This is a genomic window from Curtobacterium sp. Leaf261 (genome assembly GCF_001422205.1).
Classification (GTDB): domain Bacteria; phylum Actinomycetota; class Actinomycetes; order Actinomycetales; family Microbacteriaceae; genus Curtobacterium.
Genome location: NZ_LMMJ01000001.1, coordinates 852,625 through 877,574, shown reverse-complemented (window position 1 = coordinate 877,574; position 24,950 = coordinate 852,625). Strand labels below are relative to the sequence as shown.

The 24,950-nt window shown below is 66.4% G+C and carries 20 protein-coding genes and 1 tRNA gene; 18 read left to right on the top strand and 3 right to left on the bottom strand.

What is annotated here, in order from left to right; translation table 11 throughout:
- Nucleotides 1-102 precede the first annotated feature (102 nt).
- The 5 genes from ASF23_RS03675 to ASF23_RS03655 all read left to right on the top strand — a co-directional run bounded on the left by ASF23_RS03675 (nucleotide 103) and on the right by ASF23_RS03655 (nucleotide 5,058).
- Nucleotides 103-1,224 (top strand): prephenate dehydrogenase, encoded by a 1,122-nt coding sequence (locus tag ASF23_RS03675; protein ID WP_055949273.1) that lies wholly within the window; start codon nucleotides 103-105, stop codon nucleotides 1,222-1,224.
- Between the two features lie 287 nt (nucleotides 1,225-1,511).
- Nucleotides 1,512-2,168 carry a (d)CMP kinase gene (cmk, locus tag ASF23_RS03670; protein WP_235510770.1) on the top strand — a complete coding sequence of 219 codons (657 nt, stop codon included), beginning with the start codon at nucleotides 1,512-1,514 and terminating at the stop codon, nucleotides 2,166-2,168.
- Nucleotides 2,169-2,176: 8 nt separating this feature from the next.
- Nucleotides 2,177-3,721, top strand: coding sequence for a ribosome biogenesis GTPase Der (der, locus tag ASF23_RS03665; protein ID WP_055948900.1), 1,545 nt, complete (start codon nucleotides 2,177-2,179; stop codon nucleotides 3,719-3,721).
- 114 nt (nucleotides 3,722-3,835) lie between these two features.
- Nucleotides 3,836-4,447 carry a hypothetical protein gene (locus ASF23_RS03660; protein ID WP_156364109.1) on the top strand — a complete coding sequence of 204 codons (612 nt, stop codon included), beginning with the start codon at nucleotides 3,836-3,838 and terminating at the stop codon, nucleotides 4,445-4,447.
- Nucleotides 4,448-4,518: 71 nt separating this feature from the next.
- Entirely contained in the window at nucleotides 4,519-5,058 is a 540-nt protein-coding gene (locus tag ASF23_RS03655; RefSeq protein WP_055948894.1) for a hypothetical protein, read from the top strand.
- Nucleotides 5,059-5,119: 61 nt separating this feature from the next.
- On the opposite strand, the gene ASF23_RS03650 is transcribed toward ASF23_RS03655, so the two are convergent.
- Together ASF23_RS03650 and ASF23_RS03645 are read right to left on the bottom strand one after the other, a co-directional pair.
- Nucleotides 5,120-7,264, bottom strand: a complete 2,145-nt coding sequence (locus ASF23_RS03650; protein ID WP_055948891.1) for a RecQ family ATP-dependent DNA helicase — start codon at nucleotides 7,262-7,264, stop codon at nucleotides 5,120-5,122.
- A 130-nt stretch (nucleotides 7,265-7,394) separates the two neighbouring features.
- The gene (locus ASF23_RS03645) at nucleotides 7,395-8,927 is read right to left on the bottom strand and encodes a hypothetical protein (protein ID WP_055948888.1); all 1,533 of its coding nucleotides are present in this window, start codon (nucleotides 8,925-8,927) and stop codon (nucleotides 7,395-7,397) included.
- 161 nt (nucleotides 8,928-9,088) lie between these two features.
- On the opposite strand from ASF23_RS03645, the gene ASF23_RS03640 reads away from it, so the two are divergent.
- The 7 genes from ASF23_RS03640 to ASF23_RS03610 all read left to right on the top strand — a co-directional run bounded on the left by ASF23_RS03640 (nucleotide 9,089) and on the right by ASF23_RS03610 (nucleotide 12,967).
- Entirely contained in the window at nucleotides 9,089-9,532 is a 444-nt protein-coding gene (locus ASF23_RS03640; protein ID WP_055948886.1) for a hypothetical protein, read from the top strand.
- A 135-nt stretch (nucleotides 9,533-9,667) separates the two neighbouring features.
- Nucleotides 9,668-9,943: a hypothetical protein gene (locus ASF23_RS03635; protein WP_200919289.1), complete on the top strand. Its 276-nt coding sequence runs from the start codon at nucleotides 9,668-9,670 to the stop codon at nucleotides 9,941-9,943.
- Nucleotides 9,944-10,079: 136 nt separating this feature from the next.
- Nucleotides 10,080-10,156: transfer RNA gene (locus tag ASF23_RS03630), tRNA-Pro, on the top strand.
- A 105-nt stretch (nucleotides 10,157-10,261) separates the two neighbouring features.
- A complete protein-coding gene (locus ASF23_RS03625) occupies nucleotides 10,262-10,792 on the top strand; it encodes a hypothetical protein (protein WP_156364107.1) in 531 nt (176 codons plus the stop codon).
- Between the two features lie 351 nt (nucleotides 10,793-11,143).
- A complete protein-coding gene (locus ASF23_RS03620) occupies nucleotides 11,144-11,848 on the top strand; it encodes a hypothetical protein (protein ID WP_156364105.1) in 705 nt (234 codons plus the stop codon).
- A gap of 44 nt (nucleotides 11,849-11,892) precedes the next feature.
- Nucleotides 11,893-12,300, top strand: coding sequence for a hypothetical protein (locus ASF23_RS03615; RefSeq protein WP_055948878.1), 408 nt, complete (start codon nucleotides 11,893-11,895; stop codon nucleotides 12,298-12,300).
- Nucleotides 12,301-12,454: 154 nt separating this feature from the next.
- Nucleotides 12,455-12,967, top strand: a complete 513-nt coding sequence (locus ASF23_RS03610; RefSeq protein WP_156364103.1) for a hypothetical protein — start codon at nucleotides 12,455-12,457, stop codon at nucleotides 12,965-12,967.
- 181 nt (nucleotides 12,968-13,148) lie between these two features.
- Here the strand turns inward: ASF23_RS03610 and ASF23_RS18515 are convergent, their stop codons facing one another.
- Entirely contained in the window at nucleotides 13,149-13,286 is a 138-nt protein-coding gene (locus ASF23_RS18515) for a hypothetical protein (RefSeq protein ID WP_162236687.1), read from the bottom strand.
- A gap of 21 nt (nucleotides 13,287-13,307) precedes the next feature.
- Here ASF23_RS18515 and ASF23_RS03605 point away from each other — a divergent pair, with 21 nt between their 5' ends.
- From ASF23_RS03605 to ASF23_RS03580, 6 genes are all read left to right on the top strand, one after another.
- Nucleotides 13,308-17,555, top strand: a complete 4,248-nt coding sequence (locus ASF23_RS03605; RefSeq protein WP_162236686.1) for an nSTAND1 domain-containing NTPase — start codon at nucleotides 13,308-13,310, stop codon at nucleotides 17,553-17,555.
- A 401-nt stretch (nucleotides 17,556-17,956) separates the two neighbouring features.
- The gene (locus tag ASF23_RS03600; RefSeq protein WP_055948869.1) at nucleotides 17,957-19,897 is read left to right on the top strand and encodes an ATP-dependent nuclease; all 1,941 of its coding nucleotides are present in this window, start codon (nucleotides 17,957-17,959) and stop codon (nucleotides 19,895-19,897) included.
- Complete coding sequence (locus ASF23_RS03595; RefSeq protein ID WP_055948866.1) at nucleotides 19,894-21,549, top strand: UvrD-helicase domain-containing protein; 1,656 nt, start codon at nucleotides 19,894-19,896, stop codon at nucleotides 21,547-21,549. Before ASF23_RS03600 ends, ASF23_RS03595 begins: the two co-directional genes overlap by 4 nt.
- Nucleotides 21,550-21,666: 117 nt before the next feature.
- A complete protein-coding gene (locus ASF23_RS03590; RefSeq protein ID WP_055948864.1) occupies nucleotides 21,667-22,311 on the top strand; it encodes a GIY-YIG nuclease family protein in 645 nt (214 codons plus the stop codon).
- Between the two features lie 380 nt (nucleotides 22,312-22,691).
- Nucleotides 22,692-24,056 carry an AAA family ATPase gene (locus ASF23_RS03585; protein ID WP_055948862.1) on the top strand — a complete coding sequence of 455 codons (1,365 nt, stop codon included), beginning with the start codon at nucleotides 22,692-22,694 and terminating at the stop codon, nucleotides 24,054-24,056.
- A 76-nt stretch (nucleotides 24,057-24,132) separates the two neighbouring features.
- Entirely contained in the window at nucleotides 24,133-24,690 is a 558-nt protein-coding gene (locus ASF23_RS03580) for an RloB family protein (protein WP_055948859.1), read from the top strand.
- The last annotated feature ends 260 nt before the right edge of the window (nucleotides 24,691-24,950 follow it).

Sequence of the window (24,950 nt, the reverse complement as noted above, 5' to 3'; positions counted from 1 at the left end):
CGACCGCACGCCCGACCTCGGTAGGCTCGTGGGAACGACGGTCGCACGAGCGGTCGGTGGACGGCGGCCGACGCAGTGGCCGCCACGACGAGGGGAGCGACCGTGACGGACACGGAGCGGGTCGACCCCGCCGGCGCACGGCGACTCGCGGGGCGTCAGGTGCGCGTGGTCGGCACCGGACTGCTCGGCGCGTCCATCGGGCTCGCGCTCCGGCAGCAGGGGGTGGACGTCGTGCTCGACGACGCGTCCCCGGCCTCCATCGCCCTCGCGGTCGACTACGGCGCTGGCCGACGCCCAGTTCCGGGCGACGCTCCCGACCTGATCGTCGTCGCTGTCCCCCCGGACGTCACGGCCACCGTCGTGGAGCGCGAGCTCCACGACCACCCGACAGCCCTCGTGACGGACGTCTCGAGCGTCAAGGCGGGGCCGCTCGCGGCGCTCCGCGCCGCCGGCGCCGATCTCAGCAGGTACATCGGCTCGCACCCGATGGCCGGCCGGGAACGCAGCGGGGCGATCGCTGCGCGTGCCGACCTGTTCATCGGTCGTCCGTGGGTGATCGCGGGCCATCCCGACATCTCGTACCGGGGTGCCGCGTTGGTCGAGGACCTCGCGCTCGACGTCGGGGCGAGCGTCGTGGAGATGGACGTCGATTCTCACGACCAGGCGGTCGCACTCGTCTCGCATGCGCCGCAGATCGTCGCGACCCTCATGGCCTCACGCCTCCGCTCCGCCCCGGAGGAGTTCCTCGAACTCGCCGGGGGCGGCGTCCGCGACGTCACCCGCGTCGCGGCGAGCGATCCCGGACTCTGGGTCCAGATCCTCGGTGCGAACGCCGAGCGGGTGCGGCCGGTGCTCCAGGCGATCCGCGACGAACTCGACGGCGTGATCGATGCGCTCGCCGATCCCGTCGCCAGCGGTTCGCCGCGCGCCGTGGCCGAGGCGATGTCATCGGGCAACGTCGGGGTCGCGCGGCTGCCCGGCAAGCACGGAACCCGCAAGCGCTTCAGCAACATCGTCGTGCTCATCGACGACACCCCCGGACAGCTCGCACAGCTCCTCATGGAGATCGGGCAGATCGGCGTGAACCTCGAGGACCTCCGCCTCGAGCACTCGCCGGGGGCTCCCATCGGCATCGTCGAGGTGTCGGTGGTCCCGGAGGACGAACAGCGACTCCTCGACGAACTCGAGGAGCGCGGATGGAGGATCGCAGCGGCATGGGCATGAACAACAGCACCGGGTCGAACGACGGCACTGATCTGCATGGCAGCACCGCGCACGTCGTCACGGCATGGAACGGCGTGGTCCATTCGGGTGTGACCGGGGGACCGGACACGCCGGACTCCGGGTTGCCCGCTCCGACCGGGACGCCCGAGCCCCGGACGCCCGGTGCCGGTGCCGGTGCCGGCGGTGGCGTCCTCGGCGGGAACGACAACGGCGACGCGGGCGAGCCCGGTGAGACCAGGGCGCCCCAGCCCGCGGGTCTCGGCGCGGGGGCGTTCGTGGCCAAGTTCGTGATCGCGGTGGACGGCCCCGCCGGCAGCGGCAAGTCGAGCGTGTCGAAGGCCGCTGCACGTGCCCTCGGCTTCGACTACCAGGACACGGGTGCCGCGTACCGGGCACTCGCGTGGCACGTGCTCCGCTCGGACGTCGACCTCGACGACGCGTCCGCGATCCTCGCGGCATGGGACACCTTCGACTACGCCATCGGGACGGACCCCGACGACTACTTCGTGCACGTCGGTGGCGTCGACGTCACGGAGGCGATCCGCACGCCAGAGGTCACCGCTGCCGTGGCGCACATCGCGAAGCTCCCGGAGGTGCGCGAACGCCTCGTGCAGCTCTTCCGGAGCGTGATGCGGAAGGCGTCGGCACCGGGCATCATCACCGAGGGCCGTGACATCACCACGGTCGTCGCACCGGACGCCGAAGTACGGATCCTCCTGACGGCGGACGAGTCGGTTAGAATGGCCCGGCGTTCGGCAGAGGTCACGACCCAGTCGGCAGAGGAGACAGCTCGCGCACTGGCACGTCGTGACCAGGCGGACTCCAGGGTCGTGGACTTCATGAACGCCGCAGACGGTGTCACCACCGTCGACTCCACCGATCTCGACTTCGACCAGACCGTGCAGGCGGTGGTCGACCTGGCCCGCGCGGCCACCATTGACTAGGACACCCCATGGCTCAACTCGACGAGCGCAATGACGACCGGCCCGGCGCCGGCGACGACACGTTCCCCGACTACGACGGCGCTCTCGCGGCGCGGCTCGACGAGATCGACGAGGCCGCAGCCGAGCAGCGTGCGAACGCGCTCCGCGCCGGCCTCGAGGACTACGACCTCGACGACGAGGACATCCAGCTCCTCGACCAGATCGAGATCGGTGCCGACGGCTACACCTACGCACCGGCGCTCCCGGTGCTCGCGATCGTCGGACGCCCGAACGTCGGCAAGTCCGCGCTGGTCAACCGCATCCTCGGCCGTCGCGAGGCCGTGGTGCAGGACGTCCCCGGCGTGACTCGAGACCGCGTGGCCTACAAGGCCGAGTGGAACGCGAAGCGCTTCACCCTCGTCGACACCGGCGGGTGGGAGCCCGACGCCAAGGGCATCAACGCCTCCGTGGCGGCGCAGGCCGAGGTCGCGGTCGACCTCGCCGACGCAGTGCTCTTCGTGGTCGACGCCACGGTCGGCGCGACCGCAACCGACGAGCACGTCGTCAAGATGCTCCGCGGGACCGACAAGCCCGTGATCGTCGTCGCGAACAAGGCTGACGACGAGCGTCGCGAACTCGACGTCTACGAGCTCTGGAACCTGGGCCTCGGAGAGCCGCACCCGGTCTCGGCGCTGCACGGCCGCGGAGTCGCGGACCTCCTCGACCTCATCATCAAGACACTCCCGGACATCTCGGCCGTCGCGAAGCAGGAGATCGGGGGACCGCGTCGTGTCGCGATCCTCGGTCGTCCGAACGTCGGCAAGTCGTCACTCCTGAACAAGGCCGCCGGGGAGGAGCGCGTCGTCGTCAACGAGCTCTCCGGCACGACGCGTGACCCCGTCGACGAGCAGGTCGAGATCGGCGGCAAGGTCTGGCGCTTCGTCGACACCGCCGGCATCCGGAAGCGCGTGCACCTGCAGCAGGGTGCCGACTTCTACGCCTCCCTCCGCACGACCGCCGCGCTCGAGAAGGCCGAGGTCGCGGTCGTGATCCTCGACGTCACCGAGCAGATCTCGACGCAGGACCTCCGGATCATCGACCTGGTCCTGGAGTCCGGTCGCGCCCTCGTCATCGCCTACAACAAGTGGGACCTGCTCGACGACGACCGCCGGCGCTACCTCGAGCGCGAGATCGAGCAGGACCTCGCGCACGTGACGTGGGCACCCCGTGTCAACATCTCGGCACGCACCGGCCGACACCTCGAGAAGCTCGTCCCCGCGCTCGAGACAGCACTCGAGTCGTGGGACACCCGCATCCCGACCGGCAAGGTCAACGCGTTCATCGCGGAGCTCACGCAGGAGCACCCCCACCCGGTGCGGAGCGGCAAGCAGCCGCGGATCCTGTTCGGGACGCAGGTGTCGAGCCGTCCGCCGACGTTCGTCCTGTTCACGACCGGGTTCCTCGACCCGCAGTACCGTCGCTTCATCACGCGTCGCCTGCGCGAGGTCTGGGGCTTCGACGGCACCCCCATCACCGTGAACATGCGTGTCCGGGAGCGCCGGAAGCGCACCTGATCCGGCTCGGGTTCGCGCATGGAGCCACTCGGCGATCTGAGGCGGCCGCGAGGACGGAGCAACGGAGCTCCGTCCATCGCGTCGCTCGAGGTGTCGTCGAGCGCTGGTGCACCCGTGCGCGTCGTGATGCTGGCGTTCGCGCTCGCCTGCACGGTGCTGTTGGCGGGGTGCACGGCCCGGGACCCGGTCGAGCCCGGTCCGGTGTCGTCGTCCCAGGCACCATCGGCAACGGCCTCCGCCGCGGAGCCGCGCATCGCGCCGAGCTCGGGACCGGGGCCGCTCGGTTCGGACGCCTGGTACCGCACTGCGCTGCCGGTCGAGGGGTCGATCATCGGCATGGTGCGCGCGAGTGGTGCGAACGGATCGCCGAGCCCGGCGAGTGGCACCGTCCGGATCACCCGCGACGGCGATCGTGCGGTCCGGATCACCGTCACCGGGCTGACGGTGACCACGCAGCCGGACTCCGATCTCCGAGTGCAGCTCGCCGCGAGTGACATCGTGACCGGTGCGGACGGAGTCGGGTCCGTCGTGCGGAGCGGGTCCGCGAGCGGTGTCGCGGGAGGCGATCCGATCGAGGTCGGTCTCCTGCCGAACGATGCGTCGACGGTGGTGCTGACATTCCGAACCCCGCAGATCCTGCCAGCATCGGTGCACTCGCTCGTGATCCTCGACTACACGCACGCGACGGTCATCGCCGGGGCGGAACTCGCACCCACCGACGACTGACGGTACTGGTTTTGACATTGCATACTCGAATGTCAGTATGCTGGACCTGCTCCTGACAGAGAGGTCCGACGATGCAGTCCACCGAAGCCACCCACGGCTCCCGAGCTCGGTCCGGCAGCGGCCCGCACGACACCGTCGGTCCTGACATCGCGACGGACACGTCGCGACTGTGGGCCGGAGCCGCGGTCAGCGTGCCGCTCCTGGTCCTGGCGTCGGCCGCCATCGGTCTGCTCGAGAAGGCTCCGGGACACGTCGCGACCCGGTGGAGCACGATCGCGGGATCCGGGCCTGACGCATTCGGCACACCGGGGGACTTCCTGGTCGAGGTCGGTGCCCTGACACTCGTCTGCACGGTGATCAGCCTGTTGGCGATCGCGCTCGTCCGTGACGCCCGTGCGACGGCGAACATCCTCGTCTTCACGACCGCTGTCGCCGCGGTGTCCACGGCGGTGTGGGTGACGTCCGTGGTCCTGTCGATGACCACCGATGACATCGAGACACTGTCGGTCGAGAGCGGGGCGCCGCCGATCGTCGCCTCGATGCTGTGGGCGGCGGTGCCGTTCGTCATCATGCGGGCACGTGCGAGCCGCCCAGCCGTCTCCACGGTCTGACGCCGCGAGCGAGCCGGCTCCGCGCGGCGACGCTCAGGCGGTGGCCCTCAGGCGGTGACGCTCAGGCGACGACGGCGAGGGCGAACGGCAGCACCGAGTCGGCCCCGGCACGCCGGAGCACCCGCCCTGCGACCGTCACCGACCAGCGGCTGTCCACGAGGTCATCGACGAGCAGCACCGGCCCCGAGGTCCTCGCGAGCGACTCAGACAGCTCGGGCCCGACGACGAACGAGTCCCAGAGGCCCGCGAGCCGGTACGCGCTGTTCGTGGCACCGTCTCCGCGGGGCTGCCCGCCCGCGCGGTCGAGGGTCCCGAGGTGCTCCAGCCGACCGATCCGGGCGAGTTCCGCCGCGATCGACGCCACCAGCAGCGGCCGGGACCGTGACGGCATCGCCACGACACCGGTCGGCCGCTGCTCCCACGGCCAGTCGCGGAGCGCACGGATGCACCCCTGCATGAGCGAGTCCGGCACGGGGGCGTCCGGCACATCCGCCGCGAAGAGCGCCCGGAGGGTCCCGCCCCAGCCGAGGTCCGTGAGTCGTGCGACCGCGCGTCCGGTACCGACCTGCTCCGCGGGGCCGATCTTGCCCTTCGCGGGGACGCTCAGCTTGTCCATGCCACTCGGCCACTGCGCGCGCGGAGGAATCTCCACGCCGACCTTGTCGAGGGCTGTTGCCGCCCCGGATGCGGCGTCGGACGACACGTCCGACGGGAACCACGTGCCAGCGCAGATGTCGCACCGGCCGCAGGGCTCGGCGGTCGGGTCGTCGAGGTCCTGCTGGAGCATCTGCATCCGGCAGGTCGTCGCCTGCTCGTAGCGGATCATCGAGTCCTGTTCGGCACGCCGGGCCTCGGCGACACGTGCGTAGCGCTCCGCGTCGTAGGTCCACGGCTGCCCGGTCGCGACCCACCCGCCGGCGACCCGCTTGACCGCGCCGTCGACGTCGAGCACCTTGAGCAGCAGTTCGAGCGTGGAGCGCTTGATGTCCACGAGTCCCTCGAGTGCGACCGTGGAGAACGCCCGGTCTCGCTCCAGGTTGCCGAGGACGGCCGACGCGCGGTCTTCGGACGGCATCGAGGCGTTGGCGAAGTACTGCCAGATCTCGCGGTCCTCCCTCCCGGGGAGCAGCAGCACGTCGGCGTTGTCCGTGGCACGCCCCGCACGACCGATCTGCTGGTAGTACGCCACGGGGGAGGACGGCGCCCCGACGTGCACCACGAACCCGAGGTCGGGCTTGTCGAACCCCATGCCGAGCGCACTGGTCGCGACGAGCGCCTTGAGCTCGTTGCCCTTGAGCTGCTGCTCGAGCTGCTCGCGCTCGTCGGTGTCGGTGCGACCGGTGTAGGCGCGCACCGCGTGTCCGGCGTCGCGGAGGAGCCGCGCCGTGTCTTCTGCCGCGGAGACCGTGAGCGTGTAGATGATGCCGCTGCCGGGGAGCTCGCCGAGGTGGTTCAACAGCCAGCCGAGCCGCGCCCTGGCATCCGGCAGGGTGAGGACGCCGAGCCGCAGGGACGCCCGGGCGAGCGAGCCGCGGATCGTGAACACGGGGGACTCCGGCGTGACGGTCAGCTGTTCTTCGACGTCGGCGACCACACGGGCGTTCGCCGTCGCGGTGGTCGCGAGGACCGGGACCCCGTCCGGCAGCGAGCGGATGAGCTCGGCCAGCCGTCGGTAGTCCGGCCGGAAGTCGTGCCCCCAGTCGGAGATGCAGTGCGCCTCGTCCACCACGAGCAGCCCCATCCGCGCGATGAGGGTCGGCATCTGCTCGTCACGGAACTTCGGGTTGTTGAGGCGCTCCGGGGAGACGAGGAGCACGTCGATCTCGTCCGCCCGCAGCTTGGCGGTGATGTCGTCCCACTGGTGTGCGTTCGCGGAGTTGATCGCGACGGCACGGACCCCGGCACGTGCGGCGGCGGCGACCTGGTCGCGCATGAGCGCCAGGAGCGGTGACACCAGCACGGTCGGTCCAGCACCCTGACGACGCAGGAGGAGCGTCGCCAGGAAGTACACCGCCGACTTGCCCCAACCGGTCCGCTGCACGACGAGCGCGCGCTGCCGGTGTTCCACGAGGGCGCTGATCGCCTCGAGCTGCCCGTCGTGGAAGACCGCGTCCGGTCGCCCCGTGAGCGCATGCAGCGCCTCGGTCGCCGCCGCACGGAGGTCGTCGGTCGGCGCCACGGCGGAGGGAGGAGCTGTCGGTGTCATGTGCCCCATGGTGTCAGCTGCGGGCGACACCCGGGCCGCGAGCAGCCGACCTGTGGACAACTCGGACGCGCGGTGCGGGAACGACCCCAGCCGCGCCTCCAGTCCGAGCGTGGGCGGCGCGCAGCCGCGCCTACTGGTACGTGATCAGGTCCGGTGTCGGCGAGACCTGCTGCATCGTCTGCTCGGGCGTCAGCATCGGCGCGTCCTCGTCGAAGAAGTTCTTCCAGCCCCACGCCACACCCTTCGGCGCGCCCTGGTGCAGCGCGTTCCACGTGGCCTGCTTGTCGGGCTGCGCCCCCTGCCCGTCGACGTGCACGAGCGGATCGAGCTGCGGCAGGTCGACGTCGATCGCAGCGGGGTCCTGCAGCATCGCGGCGCGGAACTCGTGCAGCACGAACATCTTCGGCGGCAGGTCGTTCCGGTCCACGAGGTCCGCGAGCCAGGCGGCGGTCCGGTTCACCTCGTCCGCGCTCACCGATCCGATCTGCTTGAGCGGCACCTGGTCCGGGCCGAGCCGCCACTCCGGGTCGAGCGCGAGGCCCACCCCCGGCCGTTCGAGGAGGGACGCGTACTGCTTCGCCTGGCTGAGGAAGTCGGAGCGGCCCGGCTGCAGGTCGAGGATGACGGGCATGTGCGCCTCCGTCGCGGCGTCGACGTACGGCTCGAGGCGGTCGACGGGGAGCTCGTTGGAGTAGTTGCCGTCGTCACCGGGAGCCCCTGCCGCGACCGTCGCGATGATCTCGAGCGACGGCACCACCGGCTCGTCGGAGAGCGGCGTGTACTGGTCGGCGAGGGCCTGGACGCGCTGCACCGAAGCGGCAGGGTCCTGCTCGCCGAGGGCGCCGAGCACCGGAGTGCCCGGGACACCGTACAGGGCCACGTAGCGGTGTCCGTCGAACGGGCGCTGACCGCCACCGGGGAGCTGCCATCCCGTTCGTGCCGCGCGGACGCTGTAGTCGGGGTCAGGATCGTCGGCGAAGCGCTCGCCGAGCAGGACCGTCGCGCCGTGTCGTGCGCTCCGCAGGTCGTCGATGACGTGGGGTGCGTCGGCGACGCTGGACGTGCCTCCCGGCAGTTCGACGGCGGTCGCGCCCGCCGCGTCGACGGTCCCGCGGATCGCAGCGTCCGCCGGATCGTCAGTGGTCACCACCACCGCCGGACTGGAGGGACGGTGCGGCTCCGGCACGTCCGGGGCGTCCGACAGGCGCATGCGTTCGGCGTGGACGTCGTCGTGCGCGTCGTCCACGGGCACGTACCAGGTGGCGCCGAGGCGCTTCGCCTCGCGCTCGGTGGTCTGCCCCGCATCGGCGACGAGGACCGGGACGTGCAGGCGGGCTGCAGCGTTCGCCGCGGTCTTCGCCGTGTCCTGCTGCTCGCTCGTGGTGGCTCCGGTGGAGTCCGGGACGAGGACGAAGCCCGGGGCGCTCGCGAAGAGTGCTCGGCTCAGGGCTGCTGCGCGGTCCGCGGGGCCGGACTGGTCGGCGACGGTGATCGTGCCCGCAGCGGCCTTCTTGCCCGCGTCGGTCGGAGCGCTGCCCGTGGGAGTCGTGAGCGTCGCGACCGGTGTGTCGACGTGGCCGAGGGAGGAACAACCGGCGAGGGCGCCGATCGCGAGAGCGGCCGACGTCGCGACGACGAGGGTCCTCGTGGTGCGGGAAGGCATCGACCCAGCCTACGTCGCGCGCGTGACGACGTCGTCGCCGCTGGTGGAGACGGAGGACGGGGCCGGATCCGCGGTGCCCCCACGGCGCGACGGATCCGACGCCCTGTGTGTTCTTCGGAGCGGTCCCCGCTTCGGTTGGGTCCGTCGCCTAGGCTGACGTCATGGGGGAGTCGCGGGGACGACGAGCGGCGGGGCAGCGCATCGTTCCCGTCGGCCACGAGCAACGCGCGTTCCTCGCACACCTCCTGTGGTCCGCACGTTCGCACTTGGATCGTGCCGGACGGGTCGTTCCGGACGATCGGCCGTTCGGCGGGCGGAGCTGGTTCTCGTGGTACGGGGCGATCGACGGCGACGCCGCCGACTTCAAGCACGGACCCGTCGAGTGGTGGGACGCGTGTGACCCCCTCTTCGACCGGCTCGTCGACGCCGGTGCGATGGCCAGGGCATCGTCGGAGGACGAGGCAGCCTTCGCCGAGCACTGGGGACATGCCCCGGACGCGCGTGACCAGCGAATCCCGGGCTACCCGTACGACCCGCGGAAGGCCGGGGCGTTCGTCCTCGATGCCGAGCGGCTGCTCGCGGTGGTGGAGTTGCCGACGCCCTGAGCGTGTCGGGCTCGTCCTCCCCAGGGGAGCGCTCGCTGGCGAGCCGTCCACTGTCATCAATGTGTTGACACTGGTCTGGGCGTGGTCGAAGGTGGTGTGACGAGGAAGTTCTTCACGTTGCTTGGAAGGGGCGCCATGACCATGTCCACATCGAGGAGGGAGACCGATGTCGAGGCATGGGTCCACGGTCTCGAACTCGACCGGAGCGACGTCGTGGACGGAGCTCGACTCGCCCGCATCGGCGCCGCTCTCGACGCGGTCGAGCGGGCGGAACGTGATCTCGTTGACGCGGTGGCCGCTGCGCACGCAGGGGGAGACTCCTGGGCTGCCATCGGTGTCGTCCTCGGCACCTCGCGGCAGGCGGCGCACCGCAAGTACGCGCTCGCCGTGGACGCCCCGCGACGGGACTGACCGTCGCGGAGCCGCACTGAGCCCGCGATCCACGAACGTCCGTCGAGGGTGTCGGCGTCCGGTATGCTTGTCGGGTTGCTTCGGTCGGAGCAACAGCGGGTCCTCCGGGGCTCGTCCGGATCCTCTCGCAGGATCTCGGGCTGTGGCGCAGCTTGGTAGCGCACTTGACTGGGGGTCAAGGGGTCGCAGGTTCAAATCCTGTCAGCCCGACCAAAGGGGTGTCTTAAGAACTGTCTTAAGAACTCAACACCGAAGAGAGGCCCGCAGCCGTCAGGCTGCGGGCCTCTCTTAGTCCTCGCTCTTCAGTCTCAGGCTTGCGTGGGTGCCGCCTTTGCTCGCTTCGATCGGCTGCACCACCAGAACCACAACGTCAACGAGCGCCGCCGCGAGATGAGGATCGTCCTCGACTGGCTCGACCTCAACGGCCGCCGCATCGACGACCTCTACGACCACCTCCTCGCCGGCCCAGGCAGCAACCGGCAGTTCCGCGCCCACTACGGCGTCGAACCGTTCCTGGACGAGCCGGACGTGTTCGCGTTCCACATCGCCACCATCCGCAAGCTCCGCACCGACGCAGACTTCCAGCGCTGCGCCGAGCAGCACTTCCTCCTCCAGTACGACCGCGACGAAGCCGCCGCCGCCACGCAGGCCGGGTTCAACGACGTCGCTGAGCTCCGCCGACAGCACTGGGGCGACGACCCGAACATCGTCGAGGCGGGACGGCGGCTGCTTTCACTCCTGCGCGCCGGGGTCGCCACCCGTGAGCAGTACCGGGCCGCCGAGGACCAGTGGGGCAGCACCTGGACGGACCTCGCCACCTTCCGCGCACACCCCACCGCAGACGCCTGATCGGCGCACATCCCAGCTGGTGCGGACGAGCCGGCAAAAGGACCTCGAAGCCAGCCACACGGCAGGCGAGCACCTTCCGCAGCACACGTCACGACGAGACCACACCCCTAACCCGGTCCTCGTACAGAACGCGGGACGGTGCTCGTCTGCCAGGCGCAACAGCTTCACTCCCAGCCGGTCGGAAGCGCCCGGCATAGAGAAACCAAGCCCAACGGAACAGGCGAGCTCAAGCGCCATCCGCGCACCGCAGTAGATCCATGTCGAGAGATCGCCGGTGCGGGACAGCAGCCCTGCTCGCCCACCATCACGGCACGCCACACTCGCCAGCCACGAACCAGAAGGAGAAAGACCATGGCCGTCATCACCGACTGCAACAACCGCCGAGCACACCGCCACACCCTCCCCGAGCTCCGCCCCCTAGATGCGCACGCCGACACAATTCCGCGAAACCTCATGACCAAGTGGATCGAGCTCCACGAGCAGCCTGACGCCCGCAAGCAGTACCGCGCCGCGACGGGGTACAACGGAACTCTCCGGGACCCCTTCACCTTCGTCCAGACGTACCGCCCGTTCCCGACCGCGGTCAAGGCGCACCCTCGCGCGCGGAACCTGACGTACCTCGAACCGGTGTACGAGATCTGGGACGCCCACGTTGCCGCCGCGCTCGCCACGCTCGAAGCCGACGAACTGGAGACCGCTCGAGAGCTCGACGTCCCCGTGAACGCTCTCCAGGATCAGCACTGGCACGCCACCAGCAACGCAAAGGAGCGGGCGGAGAAGCGTCGAACGCTCGCAGCGCTCCGAGTCGGGCTCCTCACCGGCCCTGCTCTGCACCTCGCCGTCCGACGCTGGGGCACCACCGCTTGGGAAGACCTCGCAATGTTCCGCGAGCCCGACGCCGCGCAGTCCACCAGACGGCCTCGAAACCTGACCGGATCCACGGTCCACTCCCGGGTCCTGGGACCCAGCGTGGAGACGGGAAACCTCGTCCTCGACTGGCCCCGAAATCCGTCCACGGCACGAAACGACAAGACGCCCGCCAGCGCCCGCCGCTAGTAGCCCCCCCTCACGCACACCAGATCGATCACAAAGGAACCACCATGATTACTGACAACGCCAAGACCCCCATCAGCAGCAGCTCCGAGCCGGAGAACGCCGCCGAGGACTTCCGCAAGCCGAATCAGAACCACGACGCAGCTGCCCGCTCGCGGAGCATCAGCCAGCAGACCCTGACCACCCTCACCGAGTGGCGGCGCGCCGACAACATCACCCGACGCCCGAAGCGCACCGCTGCAGCAACGCCGCCCGTCCTCCAGCGAGACGGACGCTTCTACGCTCCTGCGATGCCCCGCGACCTCGCCGTTGCGTTCGACGCCACCCACGTCACGCGGCCCGACCAGATCAACCCGCGCCGGTACCAGTTCAAGCGGGACCGCAACGAGATTCCCCAGGGCCGCGGCGCGAACCGGCGGGTCATCCGGTGCCCGCTCCGAACCAACGCCTTGTAGTCGACCCGGACCAAACACGACGAAGCCCTCCCGAACCGGGAGGGCTTCGTCGTGTTCCCATCTATCCATGGCTCGCTGCCTCCGGCTCGCAGCAGCAACGGGCTTCTGCGAACGGTTCGAGCTGAATGTCGGATGTGTCCTGCAGATTGCGTTCATGACCGACATCATCGGCGGAACCATTGGCCCCCTCATCGACGGTGCAATCGGAAGCACACAGCGGCGACAGGACGACGAACGACAACGCCGCCGTGCGGCGGCAGCTGAACTTCTCGCGTGGATGGTGCCGATGGTCGAGCAGCTGCATCACCTGCGCGACCGTCGCGACACCGCATTCTGGGTTAAGCACATCCCGATCGCGTACCGCAGCCTGGACGCGACGGAGGTCCGGCTCCCGCGGCAGTGGCGACACCTTAAGCGTTCCGCACGCGCTTGCCTCGGTGAAGCGCTCGGCAACGGCCTCGTCTTTCTCGACACCGGAGACGACGTCCTCAGCGACTCCATCGACTACAGCGCCCGATGGTCCAGCTACGCCGCCGACTACCTCGCGCTGTGCCTCTCGCGGATCCGCGAGTGGGACAACGAGTGGACTGCACGCTCCGCGCAGCGGATTGCGATCCCGGACTTCGACGACTGGCTACGAATCACCGAGCGGCACCCGATGTACTGACTCCTGCCCAGCAGTGCTCTGCACAAGGGGCGCGCGGGATAACCCCGATCGCGCTCAGCTACGACGGGAGGTGAGAGCTCCGCGCGGTCCGGAAGAGGAGAGAATGGACGCTGTGACGCACAGGGTGAGTGGGGCATCGGCCAGCCGCAAGGTCGGTGCTAGTGGTGGAACAGCGGACAAGTTAGGAAACCGGTACGAACTTGCTCTTGCGGTCCACGAGGCGCTGTGGTGCCTTCAGGACGAACGCCGACACATCACTCTCGAGGACCTTGATCCTGACCTTGCCGATGGCTCCGAGTTCACGCTTGAGGATGAGCATGGGGTGACAACCGTTACGCAGGTGAAGCGGCAGAAAAGCGCTAGTGACAAGTGGACGGTCTCTTCGCTGCAACGCCTGGGCATCTTCGACTCAGCTAGCCGGCATATCAAAGCGGGCCGTCGATACCTGTTCAGTTCGATGACGCCGACCAGTCAGCTCCGTGTGCTTGGTGAATGGGCCCGGCAATCTGCGAGCGCCGGCGAATTCCTCACGCGGCAGCTCACGAAGGACCTTACTTCGACGTTCGATCAGCTCGCTGCACCGAAGGTCTTTGGGACAGCGGTTCGCGCATGGCAGATGCTCCGCGGCATGCGTTTCGAAGTTCAGGATGAGGACCGCCTATCGGCAACGAATGCAGTCATCGCGGCCACGATGCTCGAAGGTGCGGAGCAGTCGGTCATCCCAATTGTCATCGGATCGGTGCTGCTCGACAATCTTCACGTGCGACTTTCGCGGCACGAGCTCCTCGTTGCCCTTGCCCGGCATGGCATCGAGCCACTGAACGCTGTCGCGTCGCGCACCGCTCGCGACGGAATCAAATCTGCAACGTCGCGTTGGCAGAAGGGTGTCGAGCGCGAACTGCTGACGCCGCGGATCCTACGCGAGGAGGAGACGCAGCTCCGCGATTCGCTCAAATCGTCCCCGTTGACGCTCGTCGTGGGGAGTGCGGGTAGCGGCAAGTCAGCCGCCGTAGAAGCCGTTGCGCGACAATGCGACGCCGAGGGATCCGAGGTCCTCGCCTTTCGCCTCGATCGAATCGACAAGCTTACATCGACCGTTGGCCTCGGCCGAGATTTGGGCTTATCGACTTCACCCGTAGTAGCCCTCCGGATGGCTGCAAACGACCGGCCGTCAGTATTGATCATCGACCAGGTCGATGCCGTGTCACTCGCATCAGGCCGACTCTCGGAAAGTTTCGACGTAGTTGCCGAATTGGTCGAGGAAGCCACGTCGACTTCGAGTATGCGCGTGGTCCTCGTCTGCCGCCTCTTCGATGTGGAAAACGACCACCGCATACGCCAGCTCGTAGCGGACAACGATGCTCACCGAATCGCGATCGGCCCCCTGACCGACGAAGTCGTGCTCCAAGCCGTCGACGCGCTGGGGCTCGACAGCGCTTCCCTGTCGCCCACCCAAATCGCCCTTCTGAGGTCACCCCTGAATCTTGTCCTGTTTCGAGCCGTCGCGGCGCAGTACTCGGCTGTTGAATTTACGTCCCGACGCTCGCTGTTTGACGCGTTCTGGAACCGGAAGCAGGGCGCCATCCGCACACAGCATCCGGAAGTTCGATTCGAGGAGACGCTCAGCGTCATCGCGACAATGGCTAGCAACCGACAAACGCTGTCAATCCCGATTGTAACAGTTGAGTATGGGGGTTACCGACACGATGCCGAAGTGCTCGCGTCCGAGCAGCTAATCACCATCGACGGCGGCCATGTTTCGTTCTTCCACGAGGCATTCTTCGACTACACCTTCGCGAGGCAATGGCTCAATCGCGAGCAGAAGCTCATCGACTTCTTGACTGAGCAGGAACAAGAACTCTTTCGACGGGCGCAGGTCCGCCAGATTCTCGAACTCCTGCGCGACTTCGACGCTGAACGGTTCCGTACGGAGATCCGAGGTGCTGCGACTTCGCCGGATGTTCGGTTCCACATCAAGGAAGCCGTCGTTTCGGTGTTCGCGAACGTCCAAACGCCGACCTCATCAGACCTCGACCTCTTCCTGGAGTTGGTCGCCGACCAGCCTCACCTCGCTGCAAACCTCTGGCGGCAAACCACTCGGTCCAGTTGGTTCGGCGTGTTCCTCGAGCGTGGTCTCATCAAAAAGTGGATCGACAGCGACGTCCGAGCGGATCGGGATCGAGGTGCAAGTTGGCTCACCGCCGCTGGGCCCGAACACTACGCAGCGGTGGCGAAGATACTCGCGGACCGTCGCTGGCATGCCGAGTTCGCTCTGTGGCTGTCCGGGGTCGCGCGGCGCACTGAACTACACCGGAACAGGCCCTTCTTCGAACTCATCCTCGACGCTGTCCGAAGCGGGACAATGAGCCCGGACTCCGCCGATCTCTGGCTGTCAATGCACGACCTTGCATCCCACAAGCCGCTTTGGGCCATCGAAATCGTGAGGATCGTTCTCGAAGAACATCCCCGGGCGCTGGACCTCAGCAAGGACGGCCATATCCGTTTCCTCAAAACTCACGACTACAGCCTCACGCAGCTCATCAAAACATCGAGCGAAGCCAAACCGGACGCGTTCGTCGTTGCGATTGTTCCGATCCTCCTGCTTGTCATGCGAACAACCGAGATGGACGGCCCGCCAGAACACCTTCGATATGATCGCCACTACGGACTCCGCTGGCCGGGAACGCACGAGGATGATGTCGGTGACGTGCTCTACGAGTCCGCCGCTAGGGCGCTCGCGACCCTGGCTCGGAGCCAGTCAGGCATGCTGCAGCCTGTTTTGCAAGCGCTCGCGGACGACGACCACCACGCGGCACAGGCGCTGCTCTTCCGGACGATCACGTCAGCGCCCGAACCGTTCGTGGACTGGGCGGCTCAGCTGATCCTCGAAGGGGGAAACCGACTGAATGTTGGCTACGCCTCGGACAGCCACTGGCTCTCGCGAGAACTCGTCCGCGCGATCGCGCCACTCGTACCAGACAGCACACACACGGCGCTCGAAGGCCTACTCCGGGATCTCCGAAACCCACACGAACAGCGCCGATCCTTCGGCTACACGGCCTTCAAATTCCTGACGGCACTCGATGCCGAGCGGCTCTCATCGACCGGGAAACGCAGACTCGCCGAGTACCAGCGCAAGTTCGAGAGAACCGAGCCCGAGCCGGCGACTGGGATCACCAGCTACTCGGTTGGGTCACCTATCGACGACGCCGCGGCCGAGCACATGTCCGATCAGCAGTGGCTCCGCGCCATCGCGAAGTACGACAACGATGAACGAGACCGGGCCGAACCATCCGTTGGAGGCGCGTCGGAACTTGCCCAGGTGCTCAGACGGCGAACCGCAGCGGACCCCACCCGCTTCTGCCACCTCGCGATCTCCTTTGGGCCGACGACGAACGCCGCGTACCCGAGCGCGGTCCTGCTCGGGCTGGGGGATGCCGCCGTTGCGTCCAACACCCGCAGTGCTGTATTCGAGACCATCCGGCACATCGCGCAACTGCACTTTCCCGACACCGATCGTTGGCTCGGATGGTCACTCCGAAACCTGCTCGACAGCACCCCACCGGACATCGTCGAGATCCTCTGTCGGCGCGCGGTCGAAACAGAGCAGCCCAGCCAGGTGTCCAGTGACGAATGGTCGCTCCGCGGGCTCCAACATCACGGCATCAACACCGCACGGGGAAGCCTTGCAGAGACCCTCGGCGACCTCCTCGTTCACGATCGCGACGGTTCCCGCACCGCAGTCGTCACTCCGCATCTAAAGACGCTCGCCCACGACCCTGATCTCGGAGTTCGTACCTGCGTCGCCCACACCATCGCGGCGTGTCTGCGTCACAACCGCCCCGCCGCGTACGGAGCGTTCGGCGCGCTCATCGAGACGGACGACCTCCTTCTAGCGACGGCCCCCGTTCAACGACTCATGATTTACATCGGCAACGTTGACCCTGAACTCATCGATCCGGTCATCGATCGAATGATCAGCTCGACCGATCCTGACACTCGGAAGTCGGGAGGCGAGCTCGGAGCGTTCGCAGCAACAGAGTGGCAACGTCCTGAATTCATGCAGCGCATCTTCGACTCCGAATCAGAAGTCCGCGCCGGAGCAGCATCACTGTGCGCAGCCCGCGTATCCCGCGCCTCCGACTCAGCCCCCTTGATCTCGGCGTTGACAAGGCTCAGTAACGACCCGGATGAGCCGGTCAGGAAGGCCGTCAGCGAGGTCGTCCGCGAGCTTCGCGACCAACCCTTGCAACCGCTGCGGCAACTGCTTCGGGCTCTCATCGATTTGCCGAGCTACACCCACGCCACACCCCAATTGCTGATCGTTCTCCAGAACGCGAAGGACAAGGTCGATGACCTGGTCGACAAAGCCGCGCACGCCTTCCTCGACGTGCATCGGGAGGAAGTCTCGGACATCCGCACTGGAGCGGCTGCCGATGCGCACTACATCGCGGACCTCGTCGTACGGGGATTGGCGCAGGCTAGCGACGCGAAGCGCGTATCGAGCTTGCTGGACATTTTGGACAGGCTCGTGGAGCTCGGAGGGTACGGGGTCGACCGTGCGATCGAGAGCGCTGACCGAGCGTGATGGCTAGGTGATTCGGACTGAGCGCTCTACTGCAGACTGTGTCGAGTTGGCGACGAGACGTGCTGAACATGGGCCTGCTGAGGGTTCGGCCGGATCGTCGCGCCGCCACGACGCGCGACCCGTTCACGTCTCCGCGAACTCCTCCGAATACGGCTTCGGCGTGACGACCATCCTTCCAGCGAGAGTCAAACCCTCACAAATCGGGAGTCAACCGAACTCGCAGAATCTCCGGCCCATAGGCACGGCGCGTCTGATGCGTCACAACCAAGCGCCCAGAGGAGAATGAGCAAAGCACAGTTGTGCACTCTGAGCACCAACCCGGTGTAACCCAATCGCACTAAATCGACTGTCCGCCTGGCCTGGGGAGCCTCTTCGCGCGCGCATCGAGACGAGGACGCCTGATGCAGATCACCCACCTTCGAATCTCCGGCTTCCAGTCGTTTGGCCCGGACAGGAAGGAGATCGCGCTGCGGGACGTCACCTACGTCCTGGGCCCCAATGGTTCTGGCAAGACGGCCGTGCTCGAGGCGCTCTCGCGGCTCTTCAGCCCGCTGCCGGTGCAGCGCCGAGTTCGTCACTCGGACTTCCATATCCCGAACCGACAGACGGCAGCCGAGGTGCAGGCCGCTGGACCCGTGATGTGGATCGAGGTGGATATCGAGTTTCCAGAGTCGGGTGCTTCAGGCGACCACGCCTCGATACCGCCCAACTTTGCGCACATGCGCATAGCCACAGAGGACGGCATCCCGCGCATCCGCGTGCGCCTCACCGCCACCATCGCTGCCGACAACGTGATCGAGGAGAAGCTCGAGTACATCCTCGAAGCGGATGCGGAAGGCGAGCCGCTGCAGCGAGCTGACATGTCGCGCTTCGATCGCGCCAATGTCGAGGTGCACTACTTGCCTGCGCGCCGCGATCCGGCCGAGCACATTTCTTACACGACCGCATCGCTCGTCGGGCGGGCGCTTCGTGCCGCAGACTGGACGACCGAGCGTAGGACGCTCGAAATGCTTTCGAAGAACCTCACCGAGGCACTTGCCGACAACGACGCCGTCAAGAGCATCGGCGTTCAGCTCGCGGGGGAATGGAAGGGGCTTCACTCAGGCTCCTTCTTCACCGACCCCTCCATCGCGTTCGGCAGCGGCGATCTCGAGAGCGTGCTCCGCCAGCTCACTATCTCGTTCGCACCGTCCCCAGCTGACTCCTCGCTTCCGTTCGAACGACTCAGTGACGGGCAGAAGTCGCTGCTCTACATCTCTTTGGTCCTGGCCTGGCAAGCTCTCGCGCGGGAAGTGCTTGGTGGCACAGAGACCTCGTTCGATCAGCACCGCCTGCGCCCTCCGGTGCACACCGTCATCGCGCTCGAGGAGCCGGAGAACAGCCTGGCTCCGCAGTACCTTGGCCGCATCATCCGGCAGCTCCGAAAGGCTGCGGAGCCTGGCGACTCGCAGTCTCTCATCGCGACACACTCGCCTGCCCTACTCCGCCGGGTCGATCCAGAGTCAATCTGCTTCCTGCGCCTCGACAGCAGCCGCCAGTCCCAGGTTCGGCGCATCCTCCTGCCAACGACGAGCGACGAGACGGCGAAGTACGTGCGCGAAGCCGTGCTCGCATTCCCGGAGCTCTACTTCTCGCGCTTGGTCGTTTTCGGCGAGGGAGACAGCGAGCAGATCGTGCTGCCACGTGTCCTCGCGGCGGCCGGCATTGCCGAGGATGACGCCTCGGTGTCAGTGGTTCCGCTTGGTGGGCGTCACGTCAATCACTTCTGGCGCCTCTTGAAGGAGCTTGAGATCCCGCACGTCACGCTCCTCGACCTGGACTCAGGACGGCACCAGGGCGGTTGGGGTCGCGTTCGGAACGCGCTGAAGCAGTTCAATAAGCTGAATCCGGACACCTTTGCTACTGCGCTCATCGATGGTCTCCCGAAGTGGAACGACACCATCGACTTCCCGGAACTCGTAGATCCGACGATCGTTGGCGGCGTGGGTCCTGTTAACGCCCTCGAGGCTAAGGGCGTTTACTTCTCCCACCCCGTCGACCTTGACCTCATGATGCTCGAGGCGTTCCCCGACGCCTACGGAGTCGAATCGGTCGGTACGCCGGACGACCAGACCATCGCCGCGGTGCTCGGCAAGTCTCACGCGAGCGAGGATCGCCTCCCAACACACACCCTCGAGCTCTTCGATGACTATCACCGGCTGTTCGATCTGAAGAGCAAGCCCGCGTCGCACCTTCGCGCGATGGCGGCGCTGACCGACGAGGAGCTACTCGAAGACCTTCCGGAGGTACTCGAGCGGCTCGTTATTGACGTGCGCGCAAAGCTTGGGGCGCTTCCCGAGTGATCCATCCCGATGACTGGCATCCCGTCGGCGGACTGGACCTCGAACCGAACGCACTGAAGGCCGTGCGCGAAACCGGCGCGAACCTCGTTGTCACCGCCGGCCCTGGTGCGGGCAAGACCGAGCTGCTGGCGCAGCGCGCAGACTTCCTCTTCCGAACAGGCGCGAGTCCCTATCCCAAGCGGATCCTCGCAATATCATTCAAGGTCGATGCGGCACGCAACCTACAGTCTCGCGTTCGTCTGCGATCCGGGTCGCAGTACGCGGCTCGGTTCGACAGCTTCACCTTCCACGCCTTCGCCAAGCGACTAGTCGATAACTTTCGTCCGGTGCTTACCGGCCAGAATGCCCTCAAGCCAATGTACCGGCTCGACGCGAGCACTCGGATTCAGAATGAGCAGATCACCTTCGACGACCTTGTGCCGCTCGCCCTCGAGATCCTCGAGAAGAACGAGTACGCACGTGGCGCGCTTCGGCAGACCTACAGCCACGTCTTCATGGATGAGTTCCAGGACGCCACGACCGCGCAGTACGCCTTCCTGAAGAAGGCGTTCGAAGGAACCGGCGTACATCTCATCGGCGTCGGCGACACCAAGCAGCGCATCATGCGCTTCGCAGGCGCGCTCGAAGGAGTCATGGCAACGTTCGCTACAGACTTCAGCGCGATCGACCTCCAGCTCTATCAAAACTTCCGGTCGAAGCCACGCCTGCGCCGGATGCAGAATCGCATGATTCTCGAGATGGACCCGGGCGCCGCGAGTCCCGACGCTGACCTCGTTGGGGAAGAGGGCGAAGTTCAAGTGCTGCGCTTCGACAACAACGAGGACGAAGCGGCCGCAGTTACGGCGATGATCAAAGGATGGCTCGAGGCCGGTGTGCCACCGCGGGAGATCGCCGTGCTGGCGCGGCAGCAGCCCCACCTCATCACGAGCGTCCTTAGCGAGCATCTCAGCACCGCCGGCATCCCGTATCGCAACGAGCAGCAGTCGCAAGACCTGACAACGGAGCCCGTCGCGGCACTGATCTTCAACTACCTTCGCGTCGTTGCGGACGACGGGCGACCAGCGGCCTACACCGAACTCGTGCGCGTCGTAACCCACGGCGGAATCGAAGAGGTGGACGGGGTACTGGACAGCACGCTCCGCGCGCTCCTTCGCGACGCCCGCCTTACCGTGCGCGCAGCAGGCTTCGACGCCGCCAAGTTCTCGTCATGGACCCCACTCATCACTTCGTTCCTGAAGTTCGTGACTCGCCCATCGCTCAATGCGCTGTCTCCGTCGTATCAACAGGGGGACCGGCTGAACGACGTGATCAAGGAGGCCGCCGGCGCTTTCAAGCGCGAGCTAACGTTCGACGGCGATCCGATTGCGGCACTCGACCGGCTATCAGAAGAGGACAGCATCCGGATCCTGACGGTGTACAAGTGCAAGGGGTTGGAGTTCGAGAAGGTCGTCGTCTTCGGAGTCGAGCCTCAGTTCTTCTGGGGCGATGACAACGACGTGAAGTCGGAATTCTTCGTCGCAATCTCGCGAGCCAAGGACGAACTGGTGCTCACCACGGCTCGTCGCCGTACGAAGCCTTACGGCGCGAACGCCTACTGGCGTGAGGACTCGCCTCCGTACAACGCGCTATTGAAGTATGCCGATGAGTCCTGAATCCGCTGAGCTCGGTCCATTCCCGGAGACATCGAGTACGACCCCTATCTCGGAGAACCTCGTGACGCTGTCAACCGATCGGTCGCACTCGCGGCCCAAACCAACGAGTCCACAAACGTGACGGTCTTTGACCTCGCTGCGGATGCGATCGCCGCACTGACCGGCACCCGCTGGTCGATCACCGATGCGCCGGCACACGTGCCAGCGAGACCAGGCCTCTACGCGATCTACGGCGACGAGCAGGCGCACCGAGAGTTGGGGCTCCTCGAGGACGCCGAGGTCCGCAGCGCGCCGGAACTCCCGCTCTACGTTGGCAAGGCCGAGGCGAGCTTCGTAGAGCGCGATCTGAAAGACCACTTCGCTGCGGTATCGGGCAGCACAGCACGCACGGGCGGATCCACTGTGCGGAGGTCGTTTGCTGCGCTGCTGCGGGGTCAACTTGAGCTTTGTGCCGTTCCGCGGAACTTGGACAACCCGAGGTACTTCTCTATGTACTCGCTGGCGGGCGATGGCGACGCACAGCTCACGGCGTGGATGCACGAGCACCTCTCGCTCGCGGTCTGGGCGGCACCGGTGCAGCTGAGCGCGAAGCTCGTTGACGTCGAGACTGCCCTCATCCGGCACTTCACGCCGGTGATGAACATCGACAAGAACCCGCGGAAGCTCGCCCGGCTTACAGTGGCGCGCAAGGCGATGAGTGCCGAGGCGAAGGAGTGGCGGCCGCCTACACAGGCCGCTCGCGAAGCGGAGCGTGACCAGTGAACGGCACACGCGGGGACGCCGAGCGGTAGCGGCCCGACGCGGCGCTCCTCGCCGAGGAGGTCGTCTCGGGTGTCGCCGAGGCGAAGACGAACATCCCGTCAACCAAGGGGTTGCTCTTCATGTCCGCGGCATGTGTGCTCGCTGGAAGGATGTTGATACTCAGTTCGTCGTGGGCTCGGAAGATCCTTTCGTAGGAGACGGCCTGGCGGGCGCTGCAGGGCTGCACTCCGCTGAAAGCCTTTGGGAGGTGCGTCGCCCGTACTCGCCCACACCCTGCGGAGTGGGTCCGGATCCCGCAAGAGCCCACTTCTGACTCCTGGCGTGCGCGCTCACGGCGAAAAACGCGCCGAGAGTTGAGCTCAGGACTCTAGGATGGGCTCATGATCCTTCTGAGCTTCACGGTGCGCAACCACAAGAGCATCCGCGACGAGGTCACCATCGATTTCATGAAGTCTTCTTTACGCACTCTCGCGCTGAAGGAAGGGACCTGGGCCGACTACACGTACCCACTCGTGGGAATCTTCGGACCGAACGCCTCCGGCAAGTCCGCGGTGCTGGATGCCTTCCACTATGCGATCGCCGCCGTAAAGTACTCGTCCACCGCATGGCAAGCCCGGCCAACGTTCACGAGAGAGCCGTTCAAGCTCGATGCTCACTCGGGGCAGGCGTCGAGCTTCTACGTATTCCAGTTCGTTCACCGAGAACATCGGTACGAGTACGGCTTTGAGGTCGACGCCAAGGGCGTAGCGAGTGAATGGCTCCGCGAGGCGCCGCTCCGGTGGCGGACTCTACTTGAGCGTCACCGCGGCGAGAAGCCAGTCAAAACCCAACGTGCGCTCCTGGCGCTCGGTAGCGTCAGTGACAGAGAGCTCGCCCTCAGCCGCGCGCTCGTGATCGGGGATGACGTTCTTGCACCGATTGCTCGCGACCTAACCGATTCGTTCGACATCGTCTCGGTCAAGGATGTGCACCGCGAGAGCCGGCTGCGGAGCATCGCCGAGTCGCTAGTTGACGGCTCCGTGTCGCCGCTCGACATCGAGACCTTGCTGCAGGTCGCCGATATCGGGATCCAAAAGGTCACAGTCGAAGAGAACGATCTGCCGGCCAACGTCCGGAAGGCGTTAACGCAGTTCAGGCGCGCTCTCAAGGTCGAGCCGGAGAACGATGCTGGCGATGGCGCCGATGAGCCAGATCCATCCGAAGATGAAACGGAACGGCCCGTTATCGACTCGGGCGAGCTAGACGAGGAGGACTCGAAGCAGATCGTCCGGAACCTGCTGTTCACGCACCGTGGCGAGTCTGCCGACGTGAAGCCGTTCTCGGTGGCGAGTGAGAGCGACGGGACGATCGCATGGCTCGCACTCATGGTTCCGGTCATCGACACACTCCGGAACGGTGGCCTGCTGCTCGTCGACGAACTCGACTCCAGCCTGCACCCGCACCTACTCGACGTCGTTCTGGGCCTCTTCACGGATCCAGCGCTGAATAGAAACCATGCACAGTTGCTATTCACCAGCCATGAGACGTACGTGCTCTCGCCTCTGAGCGATACGCGACTCGCGCCGGAGCAGGTCTGGCTCACCGACAAGAGCTACGACGGAGTGACGGAGCTCACGTGCCTCGCCGACTTCTCGCAGCATGCGGATGCGAATGTTGCGAAGCGCTACCTGGCCGGCCGCTATGGTGGCACACCGAGGTTAGCGCCGAGCATGTTGGCGTCGCTCCTCGTGACTGGGGAAGCCTGAAGTGGCGGGCAGGGCCAAGGCAGCAGGGTCAAGAGGGTCGAGCACATACGGGCGCTCGAGTAGACCGAAGCGGCGGATGTACCGCAGGATCCTCGTCGCAAGTGAAGGTGAGATCACCGAGAAGCAGTACGTCCAGCGCCTGAGTCAGGTCTTGCGCTCGAAGGGCGTCAACGTGTCCGTTATAGCGGTGCATGGGTCATCTGATCCGGTCTCGGTCGTTCAGAAATGCATCGACGAGCGCGACCTAGAGAAGGAGTCCAAGCGAGAACCTTTCGATCATTGTGTGTGCCTCGTGGATGTGGACACCCATGCACATCTTGACGACGCGATTACTTTGGCCCGGGCGCACGGCATCCAGCTCATCGTCACAAACCTGAAGTTCGAGGTCTGGCTTCTCTGGCACGTCAGCGATAGCCTCGGAGCCAAGACATCGAGTGAGCTCGACGCGCTTCTGAAAAAGCACGCGCTCTTCCAGAAGGAGAAGCACCTCGCTCAGGAGTTCCCGTTCGACGGCGTCGACCGCGCTGTGACTAACGCATGCAGCGCCGATCCGCATCTTGCTGCCAACAGGAGGGGCCCGGACCCGTCGAGTGCGATGCCTGTGCTCATTCAGCTGATGCGCGGAATTCTGTGAGTTGCGACTCAGACGTGGGGCTTCTCGATGCAGTTGCCGCGAGCTCGTTGATATACTGATTCAAAAGTCCGCCGACCCTTCCGGTGAGGGCGTCGTCGTCGAGGATCACGCTCTCATCGCGGGCTCCGTCTCAGTATCGGTCGGAAGCGTCCGTTCGCGGACCCGCGCGACTAGACCGAGAAGTAGAAACCGCTGGTCAGCGGTTGTATTCACACCGCACCGTCCGTCGCCAGAGGATAGCCCGACGTCGCGAGAGGATA

Excerpts from the sequence above, each read along its gene's own strand:
- ASF23_RS03615 (WP_055948878.1), top strand. The coding sequence starts at position 11,893 with ATGATTACTGACAACGCCAAGACCCCCATCAGCAGCAGCTCCGAGCCG.
- ASF23_RS03645 (WP_055948888.1), bottom strand. The coding sequence starts at position 8,927 with ATGCCTTCCCGCACCACGAGGACCCTCGTCGTCGCGACGTCGGCCGCT.
- ASF23_RS18515 (WP_162236687.1), bottom strand. The coding sequence starts at position 13,286 with ATGCTCATCCTCAAGCGTGAACTCGGAGCCATCGGCAAGGTCAGGATC.
- ASF23_RS03580 (WP_055948859.1), top strand. The coding sequence starts at position 24,133 with ATGTACCGCAGGATCCTCGTCGCAAGTGAAGGTGAGATCACCGAGAAG.
- ASF23_RS03650 (WP_055948891.1), bottom strand. The coding sequence starts at position 7,264 with ATGACACCGACAGCTCCTCCCTCCGCCGTGGCGCCGACCGACGACCTC.
- ASF23_RS03600 (WP_055948869.1), top strand. The coding sequence starts at position 17,957 with ATGCAGATCACCCACCTTCGAATCTCCGGCTTCCAGTCGTTTGGCCCG.
- der (WP_055948900.1), top strand. The coding sequence starts at position 2,177 with ATGGCTCAACTCGACGAGCGCAATGACGACCGGCCCGGCGCCGGCGAC.
- ASF23_RS03635 (WP_200919289.1), top strand. The coding sequence starts at position 9,668 with ATGACCATGTCCACATCGAGGAGGGAGACCGATGTCGAGGCATGGGTC.
- ASF23_RS03610 (WP_156364103.1), top strand. The coding sequence starts at position 12,455 with ATGACCGACATCATCGGCGGAACCATTGGCCCCCTCATCGACGGTGCA.
- ASF23_RS03620 (WP_156364105.1), top strand. The coding sequence starts at position 11,144 with ATGGCCGTCATCACCGACTGCAACAACCGCCGAGCACACCGCCACACC.
- ASF23_RS03585 (WP_055948862.1), top strand. The coding sequence starts at position 22,692 with ATGATCCTTCTGAGCTTCACGGTGCGCAACCACAAGAGCATCCGCGAC.
- ASF23_RS03640 (WP_055948886.1), top strand. The coding sequence starts at position 9,089 with ATGGGGGAGTCGCGGGGACGACGAGCGGCGGGGCAGCGCATCGTTCCC.
- ASF23_RS03655 (WP_055948894.1), top strand. The coding sequence starts at position 4,519 with ATGCAGTCCACCGAAGCCACCCACGGCTCCCGAGCTCGGTCCGGCAGC.